Here is an 18,147-nt window from a genome sequence, read left to right as displayed (position 1 = left end):
CCCTCGGGTCGCCCCGTCAGACTCATGAGACCGCCCAACCCCTGGATCATGAAGTCATAACCCGCACGCTTGGCATAAGGACCGGTTTGACCGAATCCGGTGATCGAGCAATAAATCAGGTCCGGATTGATTGCCTTCAGCGATTCGTAGTCCAGCCCGTAAGCCGCCAGACCACCAACCTTGAAGTTCTCGATCAGGATGTCCGACTTCGCCGCGAGATCTCGCACCAGCTTCTGCCCCTCTGGGCGCGTGAAGTCGATAGTCACCGATTGCTTGTTGCGATTGGCCGACAAGTAATAGGCAGCCTCGCTAGTGTTCTCGCCATAAGCGTCTTTAAGGAATGGCGGGCCCCAGGCGCGCGTGTCATCACCATTGCCCGGGCGCTCGACCTTGATCACTTCAGCGCCAAGGTCGGCAAGGATCTGCCCAGACCACGGCCCGGCCAGCACCCGCGATAAATCCAGTACCCGTAGATGTGAAAGCGCGCCCATGCCGTTCTCCTATTAATAGAACGCCTGGATGCCGGTCTGCGCCCGACCGAGGATCAGCGCGTGGACGTCATGTGTACCCTCATAGGTATTCACCACTTCCAGATTGACCAGATGGCGAGCGACGCCGAATTCGTCGGAGATGCCGTTGCCGCCCAGCATGTCGCGGGCCATGCGCGCAATGTCCAGGGACTTGCCGCAAGAGTTGCGCTTCATCATCGAAGTGATTTCAACCGCTGCAGTACCTTCGTCCTTCATGCGTCCCAGACGCAGGCAGCCTTGCAGCGCCATGGTGATCTCGGTCTGCATGTCGGCCAGCTTCTTCTGGATCAACTGAGTGGCAGCCAATGGGCGGCCGAACTGCTGACGATCCAGTGTGTACTGACGAGCGGTGTGCCAGCAGAACTCGGCAGCACCCAGCGCGCCCCAGGAAATGCCGTAACGTGCCGAGTTGAGGCAAGTGAAAGGACCTTTCAAGCCACGGACATCCGGGAAGATGTTCTCTTCAGGGACAAACACGTTGTCCATGACGATCTCGCCGGTGATCGATGCGCGCAGACCGACCTTGCCGTGAATCGCCGGAGCGCTCAGACCTTTCCAGCCTTTTTCCAGAACAAAGCCACGGATATCACCCGCGTCGTCCTTGCCCCAGACCACGAACACATCGGCGATCGGGCTGTTGGTAATCCACATCTTGCTGCCAGTCAGGCTGTATCCGCCTTCCACTTTACGTGCACGAGTAATCATCGCGCCCGGGTCGGAACCGTGGTTAGGCTCGGTCAGGCCGAAGCAGCCGATCCACTCGCCCGAGGCCAGCTTCGGCAGGTACTTCTGTTTTTGCGCCTCAGTACCGAACTCATTGATCGGCACCATCACCAGCGAGGACTGCACACTCATCATCGAGCGATAGCCGGAGTCGATACGCTCGACCTCACGGGCAATCAAGCCGTAGCTGACATAGTTCAGGCCGCTGCCACCGTACTGCTCCGGAATGGTCGCACCCAACAGGCCCACTTCGCCCATCTCGCGGAAAATCGCCGGGTCGGTCTTTTCATGACGGAACGCTTCGAGAATGCGCGGCGCGAGGCTCTGCTGGGCGAACTGCGCGGCGGTGTCGCGGATCATGCGCTCTTCTTCGGTGAGCTGTTGGTCCAGCAGCAGGGGATCGATCCAGTTGAAGCTAGCTTTACCGGCCATGAGTGTGTCCTCTCGAAACGGGTCAAATAAACGTGGACTGATCCTAGGCCCGGTTCTCCGTCTCGGCAAACGAGGATTTTGCATACTGTTGTGCTAATTTCTCACTCCGAAACGTCGCAAAACGCATTTAACGCTATGTATTAGTGAGGTTGACGTACATGCGCAGGAAGATACCCAGCACAACCGCCCTGATCAGCTTTGAGGCAGCCGCACGCCATGAGAGCTTTACCAAGGCAGCGCAGGAACTTTCGCTGACTCAAGGGGCGATTTGCCGACAGATCGCCGGCCTTGAGGAATTCCTCAGCGTAGAACTGTTCCGACGCTCGCGGCGCGGCGTGAAGCTGACAGAAGCCGGTCTTTCCTACAGCCGCAGGGTCGCCACCCAACTTGACGCAGTCGAACGGGACACACTGTCCGTGATGGGTCAGCAAGGTGCCAACGTGATCGAACTGGCCGTAGTTCCGACGTTCGGTACCCAGTGGCTGCTGCCTCGTCTCAAGGACTTCCAGCAAAAACACCCGGAAGTGACGGTCAACCTGACCAACCGCACGCGCCCCTTCCTGTTTGCCGATACGGACTTCGACGCAGCGATTTACTTCGGCGACGCGGACTGGCCCGGTACGGAGTCCCACCGCTTGATGGGCGAACATCCGCTTCCCGTTTGCAGCCCCAACCTGATGGGGAAAAACACTCATCTGACCGCCGGTGAAATCGCTGAACTCCCCCTTTTGCAACAGACCACCCGCCCCTACGCCTGGCGACATTGGTTTAACTCTCAGCGACTGAATGTCCCTCGCGACATGACAGGACCGCGCTACGAGCTATTCTCCATGCTGGCCCAGGCGGCCATGCACGACATGGGCATCGCCTTGATTCCACCCTTCCTGATTCAGCGTGAACTGGCCGAGAAACGACTGGTCATTGCCAACCCCGAGGCACTCTCGAGCATCAAGGCTTATTACCTGATGATTCCTGAGCGGAAGGTCGAATCAGCGTCTTTAAGGGCATTCAGAGATTGGCTGGTCAATCAGGCGCACAGCTACAGCCTCGAAGGATAAAGGCTTACAGACGATAGCTGACCCCGTAGTCAGCAAAATAAAAACCCTACAGATATAACTATTTGTCGCATATTCGAAGACTGTACCGAAAGCAGTACAAACGTCCCACAAGTGCCTGAACATATGGCTTTGCGCCGCTATTTCGAAGCAATGCAGGAACATTCATATGGCCTATGTGAAAATTCTCAAACTCAAGAAAAAAGCTCTGAAAGGCGCTATATACAAGGGATTGAGCCGAATCTATGCGACATTCGGTCACGGGGTGACTTGTAGTTAATTTTCCGTCACACGTCATAATCCCTTGAAGGGCACAAAGTTCGCCTGCAAAATGCCGCGCCCCGCCCTGATTTGGCGGAGTCGTGCTGATCGGCCGCCCCAGCCGCACCATCCGCAGTGCATGGGTTTACTCAATAAGATCACGCAGGAGATTTGACGTGCACATTGGTGTTCCTCTCGAAACCCAGACCGGTGAAACACGGGTTGCTGCAACCCCTGAAACCATTAAGAAGCTGATCGGCCAGGGTCATAAGGTCACTGTACAAAGCGGCGCCGGCGTCAATGCCAGCGTTGTCGACAGTGCCTATGAAGCCGCAGGCGCAACCATTGGCAGTGCCGGTGACGCGTTTGGTGCAGAGCTGATTCTGAAGGTCGTCGCCCCCACTGACAGCGAGCTTGCGCTGATAAAAAGCGGCACCATTGTGGTGGGGATGCTCAATCCGTTCAGCAACGAAACCATCGCCAAAATGGCCGAGTGCGGCATTACCGCGTTTGCGCTGGAAGCTGCGCCACGCACCTCCCGCGCCCAGAGCCTGGATGTGCTGTCCTCGCAAGCCAACATCGCCGGCTATAAAGCCGTGTTGCTGGCTGCTCACCACTATCCGCGCTTCATGCCGATGCTGATGACCGCCGCGGGCACCGTGAAAGCGGCGCGCGTGCTGATTCTCGGCGCCGGCGTCGCCGGACTGCAGGCCATCGCCACAGCCAAACGCCTGGGAGCGGTGATCGAGGCGTCCGACGTGCGTCCTGCGGTTAAAGAGCAGATCGAATCCCTCGGCGCCAAGTTCGTCGACGTACCTTACGAGACCGATGAAGAGCGCGAATGTGCCGTCGGCGTCGGCGGCTACGCACGCCCAATGCCGGCCAGCTGGATGCAACGTCAGGCTGTGGCCGTGCACGAACGCGCCAAGCAGGCTGACATTGTTATCACCACGGCACTGATTCCAGGCCGCAAGGCGCCGACGCTATTGAGCGCGGAAACCGTGGCGCAGATGAAACCGGGCTCGGTGGTCATCGATCTGGCGGCGGCCCAAGGCGGTAACTGCCCGCTGACCGTGGCTGATCAGGTGGTGATCGAAAATGGCGTGACCATTGTTGGCCCCACCAATCTGGCGGCCGCGGTCGCAGCCGACGCCTCGGCGTTGTATGCACGCAACCTGCTGGACTTCATGAAACTGTTGTTCGATAAAGAAGGACAACTGGTGATCAACCTTGAAGACGATATCGTCGCCGCGTGCCTGATGTGCCGCGACGGCCAGATCGTGCGCAAGAACGGCTGAGGATAAAAACAATGGAAGACATGCTGATCTCTCACGGTATCTACAACCTGATCATCTTTGTGCTGGCTATCTATGTCGGCTACCACGTGGTCTGGAACGTGACGCCTGCACTGCACACTCCACTGATGGCTGTCACCAACGCCATCTCGGCCATCGTGATCGTCGGCGCCATGCTCGCCGCCGCCCTCACCGTGACCCCGCTAGGCAAGACCATGGGCACCCTGGCCGTGGCCCTGGCCGCGGTCAACGTGTTTGGTGGCTTCCTGGTGACCCGGCGCATGCTGGAAATGTTCAAGAAGAAAGCGACTCCAGCAAAGGCTCCGGCAGCCAAGGCCGAAGCAGTCAAGGCTGAGGTGCAGCAAGCATGAGCATGAACCTGGTTACTTCCCTGTATTTGATCGCCTCGGTCTGCTTCATCCAGGCGCTCAAGGGTCTCTCGCATCCCACCACGTCGCGTCGCGGCAACCTGTTCGGCATGCTCGGCATGGGCCTGGCGATCCTCACCACGGTCGGCTTGATCTACAAGCTCGGCGCCGAACTGGCTCATGACGGTATCGTCTACGTGATCGTCGGCCTGCTGATCGGCGGCACTGCCGGTTCGATCATGGCCAAACGCGTTGAAATGACCAAGATGCCCGAGCTGGTTGCCTTCATGCACAGCATGATCGGCCTGGCAGCCGTGTTCATTGCCGTGGCTGCCGTGGTCGAGCCGCAGTCGCTGGGCATCGTCCAGCAACTCGGTGATGCGATCCCCGCCGGTAACCGCCTGGAACTGTTCCTCGGTGCCGCCATCGGTGCGATCACCTTCTCCGGCTCTGTCATTGCCTTCGGTAAACTCGCTGGCAAGTACAAGTTCCGCCTGTTCCAGGGTGCACCAGTACAGTTCTCCGGCCAGCACAAGCTGAACCTGCTGCTGGGCCTGGCCACACTGGCACTGGGCGTGACTTTCATGCTCACCGGCGACTACACCGCTTTCGGCGTGATGCTGGCGCTGGCCTTCGTACTCGGCGTGCTGATCATCATCCCGATTGGCGGCGCAGACATGCCGGTCGTCGTGTCCATGCTCAACAGCTACTCCGGCTGGGCAGCGGCGGGTATCGGCTTCTCGCTGAACAACTCGATGCTGATCATCGCCGGCTCCCTGGTGGGCTCAAGCGGTGCGATTCTCTCGTACATCATGTGCAAGGCGATGAACCGTTCGTTCTTCAACGTACTGCTCGGTGGTTTCGGCAACACCGCGGATGCGGCCGGCCCTGCTGGTTCGAAAGAAGCCCGCCCGGTGAAATCCGGTTCGGCTGACGACGCGACCTTCCTGCTGACCAACGCCGACACCGTGATCATCGTTCCGGGCTACGGCCTGGCGGTAGCGCGGGCGCAACATGCGCTGAAGGAGCTGACCGAGAAGCTGACCCATCGCGGCGTGACCGTGAAGTATGCGATCCACCCGGTTGCCGGTCGTATGCCGGGCCACATGAACGTACTGCTGGCTGAGGCCGAAGTGCCTTACGACCAGGTGTTCGAGATGGACGACATCAACTCCGAGTTCGGTCAGGCCGACGTGGTGCTGGTACTGGGCGCCAACGACGTGGTCAACCCGGCCGCCAAGAACGACCCGAAATCGCCGATTGCCGGCATGCCGATTCTCGAAGCGTTCAAGGCCAAGACCATCATCGTCAACAAACGCTCGATGGCCAGCGGCTATGCCGGCCTGGACAACGAACTGTTCTACCTGGACAAAACCATGATGGTGTTCGGTGACGCTAAAAAAGTCATCGAAGACATGGTCAAGGCTGTCGAATAACCCTCGCCAGCACCACAAAACGCCCCGACTTGTCGGGGCGTTTTTGTTTGCGCAAATCGTCGGACAAACCACTGCTTTGTTACTGATCCTGTAAGGGTGTTTTGCTCGAAAGGCCCGGAATAGAGGCCTCTTTTGCGACCTTGGTAGCGGGACAGGGACCTGCGAAATTCAATAGACTGCGCTTCCTGCTACCCGTTGCCCGAGATAAAAATCCATGTACCGTGACCGAATTCGCCTGCCTTCGTTGTTGGATAAAGTGATGAGCGCCGCCGAGGCTGCCGCCTTGATTGAGGACGGCATGACCGTCGGCATGAGCGGCTTCACCCGCGCCGGCGAAGCCAAGGCCGTACCCCATGCACTGGCCGAGCGGGCCAAGGTCACGCCGCTGAAGATCAGCCTCATGACCGGCGCCAGCCTGGGCAACGACCTCGACAAACAGCTCACCGAAGCCGGCGTATTGTCACGACGCATGCCGTTCCAGGTGGATAGCACACTGCGCAAGGCGATCAACGCCGGGGACGTGATGTTCATCGACCAGCACCTCTCGGAAACCGTCGAACAACTGCGCAACCAGCAATTGAAGCTGCCGGACATCGCGGTCATCGAAGCCGTCGCCATCACCGAACAAGGCCATATCGTGCCGACCACTTCCGTGGGCAACTCCGCCAGCTTCGCGATCTTCGCCAAACATGTGATCGTCGAGATCAATCTCGCGCACAACCCGAACCTCGAAGGTCTGCACGACATCTATATCCCGACCTATCGTCCTACCCGTACGCCGATTCCGCTGGTCAAGGTCGACGATCGCATTGGCAGCACCGCCATCCCGATTCCGCCGGAAAAGATCGTCGCGATCGTGGTCACCAGCCAGTCCGACTCGCCTTCCACTGTATTGCCGCCGGACGTAGACACCCAGGCCATCGCCGATCACCTGATCGACTTCTTCAAGCAGGAAGTCGACGCCGGACGCATGACCAACAAGCTCGGCCCGCTGCAGGCCGGGATCGGCACTATCGCCAACTCCGTGATGTGCGGCTTGATCGACTCGCCCTTCGAAGACCTGACGATGTACTCCGAAGTGTTGCAGGACTCGACCTTCGACCTGATCGACGCCGGCAAGTTGAGCTTTGCCTCGGGCAGTTCGATCACGCTGTCCAGCCGTCGCAACGCCGATGTGTTCGGCAATCTGGAGCGCTATAAGGACAAACTGGTGCTGCGCCCGCAGGAGATTTCCAACCATCCCGAAGTGGTCCGCCGCCTCGGCATCATTGGCATCAACACGGCGCTCGAGTTCGACATTTATGGCAACGTCAACTCCACCCACGTCTGCGGCACGCGGATGATGAATGGCATTGGCGGTTCCGGCGACTTCGCGCGCAATGCGCATCTTGCGGTGTTCGTGACCAAGTCGATCGCCAAGGGCGGCGCCATTTCCAGCGTGGTGCCGATGGTCAGCCACGTTGACCACACCGAGCATGACGTCGACATCCTCGTCACCGAAGTCGGTCTGGCCGACCTGCGTGGCCTGGCGCCTCGGGAACGCGCCCGCGTCATCATCGACAACTGCGTGCACCCCGACTACCGCCAGGCATTGAATGACTACTTCAATGCGGCTTGCGCCATCGGCGGACACACGCCACATATCCTGCGCGATGCCCTGAGTTGGCACATGAACCTGGAAGAAACCGGGCGAATGCTTGCCGTGTAATTGATACAGATAGCCGCTGACGCAAACACAGTTTCGTCAGCTTGCTATTGCCAAGCCAAAACTCGTCAAAAACTGTACTGCTGTACCGGTCATTTTCTACAGGAAAGCCCTACACCTCGATGCAAAATCAGTAAAAACGCACCATTGCGGTGCAGATAGGTACAGTTGCCTCAATTTAGACCAGTACACCCCCTATAAACAGTTAACTGAGCTCTCACAATACAGGTGAACTGTATCTACAGAGACTAGGCAAACAGGAGGATCATGGGCACCAGTTAAACCACTACCTAATCCCGCCACAAGCGGAAGGATGAAAACCATGGAACGTACACTCAGTTCCGATCTGTTCTTCGAAAACACCGCTGCAAAAACCCAGGCTTCCATGCCTCTGCGCGTTATCGCCAACCTGATGCTGTGGCAGCGCCGCATCTCCAGCCGCCACCAACTGGCTCGCTTGGATTCGCGTCTGCTGGCTGACGCCGGGATTAGCGAAGCACAACGCTACGAAGAGCTGAGCAAGCCGTTCTGGCGCTAAGTGAGCGTCGCTGGCTCTGACCCACAGGGTCCACCGCCAGCAACCCGAATTGAACAAACAAAGCCCGTCGTGGGAAACCACGACGGGCTTTGTCGTTTTGGTGAATTAAAACAGGCGACACAGAAGATGAAGCGCCGAACAGGTACAGTTTCAATTAATACATAACTGAACCAGTACAATTTAACCTCAGTGTGTCTGTTGCCAGAATGCAGCCGGGATCACTCTTGAATCCCACCCTGACTGCAAAAGGACTGCGCCATGAATCACGCTCAGGACACTTCTCTTTCCACACCTCAATCCAATCGTCGCTTGAACTGGCTCCGCGGATTGCTCTGCAGGTTCTGTAACAGCCTGGAAAGAAGCAGAACCCGGTATTTACTGGGCCAGCTTGATGATCGGCAGCTTTCAGACCTGGGTATCAGCCACGCCGAGCGTATCAACGAATTGGACAAACCGTTTTGGCGCTGATGTCGCCCGAACAGATGGGACTGTTCGAATGGCTATGCGCAGGCCTAATATCAGAACAGAACGTGGCGAATGCGGAGTGTCTAACGTCTGACTCTCCAGACACTGCGCCATTTTTCAATTGATTTACCAAAGGAGTTACACCATGTCCCGTCTTCGCCTGCTCAGCGCTGCAGCCCTGCTTGCCGTGGCTGCCAATGCCCACGCCACCAGCTTCATCGTGACCACCGATGCCGTCGTCGGTGCACTCAAAGCCACCTCCGACGCGACCTCGGACGTCACCTCATCCTTCCGCGATGACAAGATCGTACTCGCCGCCCGTGATGACGCCGCCAGCTTCGTTGCCAGCGAAGGCAACATTCGCGGCGTAAAACTGGAAAGCGCCCTCGACCACATTCGCCATCAAGCACCACAGCTGAACGCATCCGATGCACAACTGGCGCAGGCGATCCTCGCGATCTAAGCGCCTTCCCTGACATGGGACACGCCCGACGTGTCCCCGTGTTTCGGCGCTGGCTCTAGACCGGGCATTGCGCTAGCCTTGGGACTCGCTTTCAACCGTCGAGTCTCATGCGTTTTCTTTCAACTCTGTTACTCACTTCAGCCTTTCTTGCGGCCAACTATTCGGGTTCGGCCTGCGCCTTCGACGCCTTTAACCTGTCGACCCAAGGCATCGTGGCCAGCGGTTACGCCACAAGCATGGTGACCTCCGCCCCCTTCGACCATAAACTGCTGCTCGCCGCCCAGGATGACGCCGCGGCATTCATTGCCAGCGACGGCCAACTGAGAGGCGCACAACTGGAGTCGGCCCTGCGTTATCTGCGTCAGACCCAGCCAAAACTTCATGCCAGCGATCTTGAACTGGCACAGGCAATTCTCGTCCAATAGTTATCCTTAGTTCCTCCGGAGTCGTTCCATGCGTAGCCCGCTGATTGCCGCCACCCTTGGCCTGCTGTTGTTGGCCGATTTGGCCCAGGCCCATACCCTGGTTGCCACCAGTAACATCCTCATCCGTGCCACCGAGCGCACACTGGATTTCACTTCCGACACCACCACGTCGATCCGCGACTCGAAAATCGTCCGTGAAGCCCACGACGACGCCGCCAGTTTCGTCGCAACCAATGGCGATATTCGCGGTGCGCACCTGGAAGCCGCCTTCGACATGCTGCGCACCCGCGTACCCGAAGCCCGTGATGCCAGTGATCAGGTACTCGCCGAAGCCATCCTCGCACTGTGAAGTTTCCAGCAGCCTGGCTGATGGCCGGGGCGCTGTTGCTATTTGGCAACAGCGCCCACGCCGGCCTTGAATTACACCTCAAGACCGAAGGCTTGAGTCCCGCACAACAACAAGCCAGCCAGGCTTTGCTCGATGAAGCCATGCAGGCGCTACCGCCGCGCTTTATCGAGCAACTGGACCGGCGCATTGACGTCGGCTGGACCGATGACATGCCCGGCAACGCCTATGGCCAGGCATCGCTGGTGTCCGAACTCGATCTGAATCGCAAACTGCTGGCCAGCCTCACGGACGGCAGCGCCGCGACCAAAAAAACCTACCGCCCTCACGGCACTGTGCGCCGGGAAATGCTCGCCACGGTGTTGCACGAACTGACCCACATCTATGACCGCTCCCGCCTGTGGTCGCCGGCGGAGCGTACCTTGATCCAACGCTGCACCCGCCAGGACAACAGCTCAGGCCTGATCGGCATTCCCGACCAATGCCGTGGCCAGTCCGGCCGCCGCTTTACCCTCAGCGACGATCCACGCCTGCTCGACCTCGCCGGCTGGCCGCAATACGTAGGCCGTCGCGGCGAGCGCGAACAGTACAACCGCCAGATCGCACGCAGTCCGGACATCTACGAGACCAGCAGCCCCAAAGAATTCGTCGCGGTCAACATGGAGTACTTCCTCCTCGATCCCGGCTACGCCTGTCGCCGCCCTGCCCTGTACCGCTACTACCAGGAACACTTCGGCTGGGCGCCCGCCGCCAAAGACACCTGCGGCAAAACCTACGCCTTCCTCAACGCCGGCAATGACTTTGCCAAGACGCCACTGGGTCAGGTCGCCCCCGAGCGGGTGTATGCCGTCGACTACCTGCTGGCCGAAGCCAACCAGAACTGGGTCAGCCGCTGGGGCCACAGCATGCTGCGCCTGGTGATCTGCGCGCCGGGCCGACCACGTGGCCCGGACTGTCGGCTGGACCTGGACCAACATCTAGTGCTGTCCTACCGCGCCTTCGTCGGTGACGTACAGCTGTCGAGCTGGGATGGGCTGGTGGGCAAATACCCGTCGCGCCTGTTTGTGCTGCCATTGGCCCAGGTGATCGATGAATACACCAAGACCGAATTGCGCAGCCTGGCTTCCGTGCCACTGAACCTGTCGCGCAACGAGATTGAAGAAGTGGTGGAACACGCCGCCGAGATGCACTGGAGCTACGACGGCAACTACTTCTTTCTCTCCAACAACTGCGCCGTAGAAGGCCTGAAACTGCTGCGCAGCGGCACCAACAATTCGAAGCTGGTGGGGTTGGACAGCATCATGCCCAACGGCCTGCTCGAAGTACTCAAGGGTCGCGGCCTGGCGGACACCAGCGTGCTGGATGATCCCCGCGAAGCACTGCGCCTGGGTTATCGCTTCGACTCCTTCCGCGAGCGCTATCAAGCAATGTTCGAAGTGTTGAAGAAACACTTGCCGATCAAGCAGGAAAAAGTCGAGGACTGGCTGTCACTGAAAGCCGAACAGCGCCGCCAGTGGTTCGATCAGGCTGACCTGCGCACCAGCGCCGCGTTACTCCTGCTCGAACAGGCCAGCTTCCGCCAACAATTGGTGCTGGCCCAGGACGAAGTGAAGCAACGCTACCTGGGCGCCCGGGAACTGCAGCACGGCGGCATGGACAGGGCCAATAAAACCTTGCAGGAAATTCTCGCCAACAGCGGCTTCCTCAGTCGCCCGGCGGAACTGCTCGGCAGCGGCGGCTATGGCTTGCCGCAACCGAATGAATGGCAACGACTGGAATCGGAAAGCAGCCTGCGCCAGAAACAACTGCAGGCACTGAGCGGGGATCTGGATAAGGAAGTCAGAGCGTTGCTCGAACCGGAACGCGCTGCTGAGATGGCGGCCAATGAAGCTAACGTGAAGCAGATTGGGGAGCATCTGCGTAAATTGCATAAGGCGTCGGGGGGGTTGGAGTTGCCTTGATGCCTTACAACCTGATCGACCAGATCAGCGTCCGGCCCAGCGTCGCAACCACGACGATTGCGTGTTGAAGGCGTCATACAGCTCCTGGGCCGTGATAGTGCGTTGGGCTGCATCGTAACTCAGGGCCTTTTGTAGAGCGGGCCAACAGTGTTTCGGCAAATACCGGGGGGCTCGCAATTCACGGTCAAGATGCTCATCCTGCGCGCGGGTTGAGGGCCAACGGCGGAACGGGTGCTTGCCACCCGCCAACTCATATAACACACAGGCCACGGCATAAATGTCCGAAGCAACGGACAGTGGCTGGTCTTCAAGTAATTCGGGGGCCGCATAGCCCGGGGTCCAGGCATTGAATCGGTCGCGACTCAGCTTGGGCAGGCCCGGAATGACGCTTTCATCGGCTCGGCCCAGACCGAAATCAAACAGCCGAACGCCTTCTTCGCTAAGCATCACGTTGCTCGGTTTTAGATCCCCATGCAGCACACCACGACTGTGGACATGGGCCAGTGCATCGAGCAGCGGGAGCGCGACATCGCGCAATTCTGGCCACGATATTCCAAGAGGCCTTTCGCAGAGCAGTTTATCGAGGGTCAGGCCGCGCATCAGCTCCATGGTGAAAAAGGCTCGTCGGCAACGTGTGTCCACTTCAAAACTGTTCAAGCGCAGCACATTCGGATGGTGCAAACGTCGGGTCAGGGCGAACTCGCTGTAGAGCAAGGCGCTGGCGTCCGGGGAGTCGGCGAGTTCTTCGCCGAGCATTTTCAGCGCGATGCAAGGCTCACGATCACCGAACTGTTCGTGCAACAGATCCCGTGCGCGATATACCACGCCCATACCACCGGCACCGAGCAACCGCTCGATGCGGTATCGTCCCGACAGCACTTCAGGCAATTCGACGGCGGAGGCCTGGGGCGAGATGGCGTCCTGGGATGCGGTGGCAGGTTTGGCGAAAGCAAAATAGGTCAGGTCGGCGACCGCCCCTTCGCAGACCGGGAGTTTCTCAGGTGTTGATGCGGGCTCACTCATTGGCGAATCACCACACCCGTCAAGTTATCCCGCGCCGGACCGCTCAAGGCACTATCGAACAAGCGCTCCACCGCTTGCGTTGGTGTATTCAAATTCAGGGCGTTACCCAGCGTGTTGCTACTCAAGGCTTGATATAAACCATCGCTGCACAGCAAAAACACGTCTTCGGGATACACCATCAATTCCAGTACCTCGAGCGTCAGCTCCTCACTTGCCCCCACCGCCCGGGTCAAAGCACCGGCATGCGGTTGCGTGCTAGCCTGTCCAGCGCATATCTGCTGCTGATCAATCAGTTGCTGCATCAGCGAATGGTCCTTGGTCAGCTGATACAAGCATTGGTCACGCCACAAGTAACAGCGGCTGTCGCCAGCCCAGATACACACCGCACGGCTGCCGTCCACCATCAGCACTACGACGGTGCTGCCGATGATGTTGCCCTGGTGTCCGGCCATCAGGGTCAACTCTTGGCCCAAACGACGATTGAGCCAACGCAGGCACTGACTCACACCTCTGAGTCGATCATCGAAGTTTTTTTGCATCGGCATCTCCGCCAGGCTGGCAACGATCATCTGGCTGGCAATATCGCCCCCTTGGTGCCCTCCCATGCCATCGGCGACCACCCAAAGCCCCTGCTGTGGACAATCGAGAAAGGCATCTTCATTGCGCCCCCTGACCTTGCCGAGGTCGGTACGCGCAGCACTACGCCAGGGACTAATGATCGACATCAGAGCTGCACCGGCATGCGGAACGTGCGCAATACACCCATATCGAACGGATTCGGCGCACGTTGACTCGTCAGCAGGTAGTTGGCGCGCAGGCCACCCAGATCGGCTTTGAGTACGAGTACATCACGACCGATCAGGTATTCGGTCTGCATCAGGTCCAACAGACGGAACAACGACCACGGACCGCTGTTCTTCTCAATACCGATCGGACGTTGGCTCATTCTCTCGAGTACCAGGCTGGCGCGGCCATCTTCGGCAGCGTTTGGCCATTTGAAGGATGCCGCTACGATTGGGCCGTGGCGATACTCCATGGCCTTGTCTCCAAAGCGGAACTCGGAACGGCTGACCGTCGGGTCGAGGGTGTACGGCTCCAGCTTGAACAGCACGTGCGGCTCGGCGGAATTCTCCGCGAAGAAACTCTGGCGAATGATGTGCGCTGAAGCCATCTGGTCGAGATAAATCCGCGAAACGGGCAGATTTTGACCATCAATACTGCGCAAACGGTAGTTACCCGGGCCGCCACTGACAAACGGACGCATGTAGTTGTCGAAAAAGCGGTCAACGATGCCCTGAGCCTTGAAAAACTCGCGGAAATCGCTGATTGCCACGTCGCTGGCGCTTTGCGCGCTAAATGGATAACGCTTGTGGATCGCCTTGCCATAGAAACCGTACAGCTCGCTTTGATAACGCTGATTCAGGTACTGATAGGCGTCGCCAAGTACCAGACGCCAGGCATCTTCGGCCAACACGTTGAACCAGGCACCGACTGGTCGCGGCAAGCGACCTGAGGCCATGCGCAACTGACTCAGCGCATCACGTTGGTTGACCATGCGGGCCTTGGCCAGGTCGTACGCCGCCTGATCAGGTGAGCTGGCACGAGCCAGGCTCGACAGTTGGAGTTGCAGCTCATTGAGCGCTTGCAGCATGGGGGTCAGGTCAGCGCTCGGACCGTTGTTTTCATCCAATAAGCGGTGGAGAGGTTCAAAGCGACGTTGCAGGGCCTTTCTTGCGGTGTCTGGCAGATTACTGCCCAATGCGCCTGATGCTTTTTCTAGCGTGGCAACGGCAAGATTTCCAACCTTGCCGCCCTTCTCTGCCAACGTTTGTGTGGCTGTCTTTACGTCATCTACAGCATCGGTGACTACCGGGAAATGAGTGTTTTCACGCACCTGCACGAGCAGTTGCATCAAGGGCGAGCTGGCAGATGTCAGGCCAGCCAGCTGCTCTGCCCCTTCGACGGCGTGGTTGATGGGTTGCAAAGCAACCCGCCCCATCGCCTCGCCCCATGCATTGGCGTAGTCACGGAAATACAGTTGCTCTAGCTCGACCATCAAGCGCCGCAAGTCCATGTCGCTGATGTCCGAGCCCTCACCCAACACCCAGTTGTCGCGCAGAATGTCGGTGACCAGCGCTGCGCCTCGGACCGAGAAATACTGCTGATAACCCTGCAGGGTGTAAAACCCAGGGATCAGATGATCGGTGCCAATCAATAGCGCACCCTGTGGCCCCAGATGCTGACTCAAACGGTACTCAGGGAGAATGCGAGCCTGCTCGCGGAGCATTCGGTAAACCACATTGGCCAGGGATTCGCTGCGCAAGCTCTGACGTGCCTGGGCTACTAGTGAATTATTGAGGGGGTAACTGAATGGCAACCCAAGCAAATGATCAACATGGCTGTTCAAGCGGTATTGCACTGAAGTGTTGCCCGCGTATCGCACGGACCACTCAGTAGCAATCCATTGTTTTAGCCATGCCACGTCGCGACGATCCTGATCGCTCAGCATCAGGTATGCACGCAGGCCGTTGAGCAAACGTTCGCGGTCTTTCATATTGGCGCGGATCTGCCCTTCCAGCAACGTCGCGAGCCGCGGCAGAAGGTGCGCTTCAAGCTCGCGCTCGTAGGCACTTCTGATCACCGTATTTACCTCTACACCTTGGTACAAGCCCCCGCGCTCGTGGTACGAAACATCGCGTTTGTCAGGGAACAACTGAGTTGCCGCGTAGCTGGTGTCGAGGGACTCCAACGCCGGCAGCCATTCATCTTGTGCGGTCAGGGTCGAACGCTGTTGAATCCAAGTCTGCGCCAGAGCACGAAGATTATCCAAGCGCTCATGGTTGGCCGAGAAGCTGCTGGCCCATAAAAAACCAAACAAGCTCAATGCAGTCAGCGCCCCCACATACAGCGCGCGCTGCATCCAGGAAAGACGGTTGCGTTCACGCTTGTCCAGCTCGACAAGACCGGATTCGGAAAAAATGATCCGACTGAACAAATGGTGGATAAACCGCGAATGCCCGGCATGCCGGACCGGCGCCCCCCCCTGTTTCAGACCTCCACCGGCGTCAGTTTGGTGATCCTGCGGCTTGTTTGAGTCAGTGACACTGGTGAGGTAGAAACCACGCAATTGGCCCGTGTGCAGGTTACGGCTACTGCTAAATGTCTGTTCGACGAATTTGCACAGCCCTTCACCAACCTGCCCCAATTGATGCGGAAAATCGAGAATTCGGCCTCGACGCAGCGGGTCGCGCTCTTGATGCATGCGCATGATCACCTGGCTGTTGAGGCGCTGTAGCAATGCTTCGAATTCGATGCGTACCGCGGTAGCGTCAGACGCCAGCGACGTTTTACTCAGACTGGCGCCCAGCACCTGCTCCTTTTCCTCCCGGGTCAGGTGATCGAAGAACTCGTGAAAGCCCGACTGATCATCCGTTTTGCTTAACACCAAATAGATCGGAAGGTCGACGTGCAGCCTTTGCTGTATCTCTTGCAAACGTGAACGCACGTGTTTCGCCAAATCGTCCAAACTCTCATGGTCATGGCTGAGCAAGGTTTGCACCGGGAGCACTACCATCACACCATTGAGCGGTCTGCTACGACGTCGTTTATGCAACAGGCCGAGCAAATAGCTCCAGCCGCTGGCGTCGACTTCGACGTTTGACTGAGTCAGGTAGCGGCCGGCCGTTTCGAGCAGCACACCGTTCTCGGTGAAGTACCAATCGCAATACTCTGTACTGAGCAAATCGCGAGTCAGCTTGCGGTCGAACGAATTGAGCGGGAACTCCAGGCCGGAACGCTCCAGTAGACTGGTTTTGCCACTGCCCTGAGGACCGATCAGCAAGTACCACGGCAATTCACGACGCCCGCGATAGAGGCTCGAAGTCCTGAGGGTGTGAAGGGCACTCTTGAAGCGCACCTTCAGCTCTGTGCATTCCTGATTGATCTTTTGATGACGGAACAGACTTGCCCGACCGTCTTCGGAGCTTTCCAGGATTTGCTTGCGTATACCGGCGCGCCAATTGACGAAAACCATGGTCAGACCCCAGACCAGGAACAACACGCTGATGCTCAGCAGACGCGAAGTGGGACTTTCCCAGAACCTGTAATCATCCACCGCCAACAGCGGTCCGATGCGCCACACCAGCAGTGCGACAAACAACACCAACAACAGGCTCCAGATCCATGTCTTTTTCAGGAAAGGGCCGGTTCTTCTGAAGAGCTTGACCATCACCAGCGCCCCTTCAATTGGTGCGACTGCGATTGAACCGCTGCTTGGTCAATTTGCTGGAACGGCTTTAAAGTCGAAGCGCGCTGCTCAACCAATACCCAAGCGAACCCTGAGTACATAATCACCAGGCACACCGCAGTAATCAGCGTCACCATCCACCACGGCACAAACTGCACCAGACCACGCCGCTGGCCTTCACCAACGCCTTCGCAGTGCTGTGAAAGTTCACGCGGAACATCTACGTGCAACTGGTGAATCTGCCGATAGAGTGCATCACGAAGGTTTTCAAGCTCCTGATGGCCTCGCGACTGAACTCGGTATTTGCCCTCGAATCCAAGTGCCAGGCACAGATACATCAGCTCCAGCATCGGCAGGTGCTTCACCGGGTTTTTTGATAGACGATCAAGGAGCTGGAAGAATCGTTCACCACCAGACGTCTCATTGTGAAATGTACTCAGAAGGCTCATTTTCGACCACTCGCCTTCCTTACCCCACGCAGAGGTCGCCACGGCCTCGTCAACGACTGTGCACAGTACGTAACGTGCAGTTGATACCTGACTACTTTCGACACCTTTATGTAGCGCGTTATTAACGAAATCTCCCAACGCGGTACTCAATCGCTGGTGAAGGGTTGGCAAGTCTCCACCGGTGGCGCTCTGTTTGAGCCGCACCACTTCCGATAACAGGCCGGACGCCGCCGCCACCAACGCGTTGAGACTGATGCTGAAAGTATGTGCCGGCCGCTGTCGAGCGGCGTAAATCATGCGCGCCTCCAACTGTTCGAAACGCGGTGGTGCGGTGGAGTCAGTCAAGTTTCCCTGCGCCGGGCCATGGCCCAAACGATCGAGCAGCACGGTTTTGTCGTCCTGATGGTGTTCCATGTCCTTGATCAT

At 58.2% G+C, this 18,147-nt stretch carries 17 protein-coding genes; 11 read left to right on the top strand and 6 right to left on the bottom strand.

Annotation, left to right across the window (positions count from 1 at the left end; all coding sequences use genetic code 11):
* Both FFS64_RS18770 and FFS64_RS18765 read right to left on the bottom strand, forming a co-directional pair.
* A partial coding sequence (locus tag FFS64_RS18770) for a CaiB/BaiF CoA-transferase family protein (RefSeq protein WP_171017104.1) occupies positions 1 to 491 on the bottom strand: 491 nt, incomplete at its 3' end.
* A gap of 12 nt (positions 492 to 503) precedes the next feature.
* Complete coding sequence (locus tag FFS64_RS18765; protein ID WP_077047085.1) at positions 504 to 1,685, bottom strand: acyl-CoA dehydrogenase; 1,182 nt, start codon at positions 1,683 to 1,685, stop codon at positions 504 to 506.
* Between the two features lie 158 nt (positions 1,686 to 1,843).
* Here FFS64_RS18765 and FFS64_RS18760 point away from each other — a divergent pair, with 158 nt between their 5' ends.
* From FFS64_RS18760 to FFS64_RS18710, 11 genes are all read left to right on the top strand, one after another.
* Positions 1,844 to 2,743 (top strand): LysR family transcriptional regulator, encoded by a 900-nt coding sequence (locus FFS64_RS18760; RefSeq protein ID WP_137806641.1) that lies wholly within the window; start codon positions 1,844 to 1,846, stop codon positions 2,741 to 2,743.
* 434 nt (positions 2,744 to 3,177) lie between these two features.
* A complete protein-coding gene (locus FFS64_RS18755) occupies positions 3,178 to 4,299 on the top strand; it encodes a Re/Si-specific NAD(P)(+) transhydrogenase subunit alpha (protein ID WP_137806640.1) in 1,122 nt (373 codons plus the stop codon).
* A gap of 11 nt (positions 4,300 to 4,310) precedes the next feature.
* Complete coding sequence (locus FFS64_RS18750) at positions 4,311 to 4,667, top strand: NAD(P) transhydrogenase subunit alpha (protein WP_137806639.1); 357 nt, start codon at positions 4,311 to 4,313, stop codon at positions 4,665 to 4,667.
* Positions 4,664 to 6,100 carry an NAD(P)(+) transhydrogenase (Re/Si-specific) subunit beta gene (locus FFS64_RS18745; RefSeq protein WP_137806638.1) on the top strand — a complete coding sequence of 479 codons (1,437 nt, stop codon included), beginning with the start codon at positions 4,664 to 4,666 and terminating at the stop codon, positions 6,098 to 6,100. Before FFS64_RS18750 ends, FFS64_RS18745 begins: the two co-directional genes overlap by 4 nt.
* Before the next feature lie 214 nt (positions 6,101 to 6,314).
* Positions 6,315 to 7,808, top strand: a complete 1,494-nt coding sequence (locus FFS64_RS18740) for an acetyl-CoA hydrolase/transferase family protein (protein WP_137806637.1) — start codon at positions 6,315 to 6,317, stop codon at positions 7,806 to 7,808.
* A 319-nt stretch (positions 7,809 to 8,127) separates the two neighbouring features.
* Positions 8,128 to 8,343 (top strand): DUF1127 domain-containing protein, encoded by a 216-nt coding sequence (locus tag FFS64_RS18735; protein ID WP_028619839.1) that lies wholly within the window; start codon positions 8,128 to 8,130, stop codon positions 8,341 to 8,343.
* A 258-nt stretch (positions 8,344 to 8,601) separates the two neighbouring features.
* Entirely contained in the window at positions 8,602 to 8,811 is a 210-nt protein-coding gene (locus FFS64_RS18730) for a DUF1127 domain-containing protein (protein WP_095194639.1), read from the top strand.
* 142 nt (positions 8,812 to 8,953) lie between these two features.
* The gene (locus tag FFS64_RS18725) at positions 8,954 to 9,271 is read left to right on the top strand and encodes a DUF2388 domain-containing protein (RefSeq protein WP_095194638.1); all 318 of its coding nucleotides are present in this window, start codon (positions 8,954 to 8,956) and stop codon (positions 9,269 to 9,271) included.
* Between the two features lie 107 nt (positions 9,272 to 9,378).
* Positions 9,379 to 9,696 (top strand): DUF2388 domain-containing protein, encoded by a 318-nt coding sequence (locus FFS64_RS18720; protein WP_137806636.1) that lies wholly within the window; start codon positions 9,379 to 9,381, stop codon positions 9,694 to 9,696.
* Positions 9,697 to 9,724: 28 nt separating this feature from the next.
* Entirely contained in the window at positions 9,725 to 10,045 is a 321-nt protein-coding gene (locus FFS64_RS18715; protein ID WP_137806635.1) for a DUF2388 domain-containing protein, read from the top strand.
* 20 nt (positions 10,046 to 10,065) lie between these two features.
* Positions 10,066 to 12,003: a DUF4105 domain-containing protein gene (locus FFS64_RS18710; protein WP_372242176.1), complete on the top strand. Its 1,938-nt coding sequence runs from the start codon at positions 10,066 to 10,068 to the stop codon at positions 12,001 to 12,003.
* 24 nt (positions 12,004 to 12,027) lie between these two features.
* On the opposite strand, the gene FFS64_RS18705 is transcribed toward FFS64_RS18710, so the two are convergent.
* The 4 genes from FFS64_RS18705 to icmH are packed head-to-tail and all read right to left on the bottom strand — an operon-like array spanning position 12,028 to position 18,147.
* The gene (locus FFS64_RS18705) at positions 12,028 to 13,026 is read right to left on the bottom strand and encodes a serine/threonine-protein kinase (RefSeq protein ID WP_137806633.1); all 999 of its coding nucleotides are present in this window, start codon (positions 13,024 to 13,026) and stop codon (positions 12,028 to 12,030) included.
* A complete protein-coding gene (locus FFS64_RS18700; RefSeq protein ID WP_137806632.1) occupies positions 13,023 to 13,751 on the bottom strand; it encodes a PP2C family serine/threonine-protein phosphatase in 729 nt (242 codons plus the stop codon). Before FFS64_RS18700 ends, FFS64_RS18705 begins: the two co-directional genes overlap by 4 nt.
* Positions 13,751 to 17,254, bottom strand: a complete 3,504-nt coding sequence (tssM, locus tag FFS64_RS18695) for a type VI secretion system membrane subunit TssM (RefSeq protein ID WP_137806631.1) — start codon at positions 17,252 to 17,254, stop codon at positions 13,751 to 13,753. The genes FFS64_RS18700 and tssM overlap by 1 nt, the downstream gene beginning before the upstream one ends.
* Positions 17,254 to 18,147 (bottom strand): type IVB secretion system protein IcmH/DotU, encoded by an 894-nt coding sequence (gene icmH, locus FFS64_RS18690; protein WP_137806630.1) that lies wholly within the window; start codon positions 18,145 to 18,147, stop codon positions 17,254 to 17,256. The genes tssM and icmH overlap by 1 nt, the downstream gene beginning before the upstream one ends.

Source organism: Pseudomonas sp. G(2018) (genome assembly GCF_005502415.1).
Classification (GTDB): domain Bacteria; phylum Pseudomonadota; class Gammaproteobacteria; order Pseudomonadales; family Pseudomonadaceae; genus Aquipseudomonas.
Note: the sequence above shows the minus strand (reverse complement) of the source record. Positions and strands in the feature narration are given on the sequence as shown.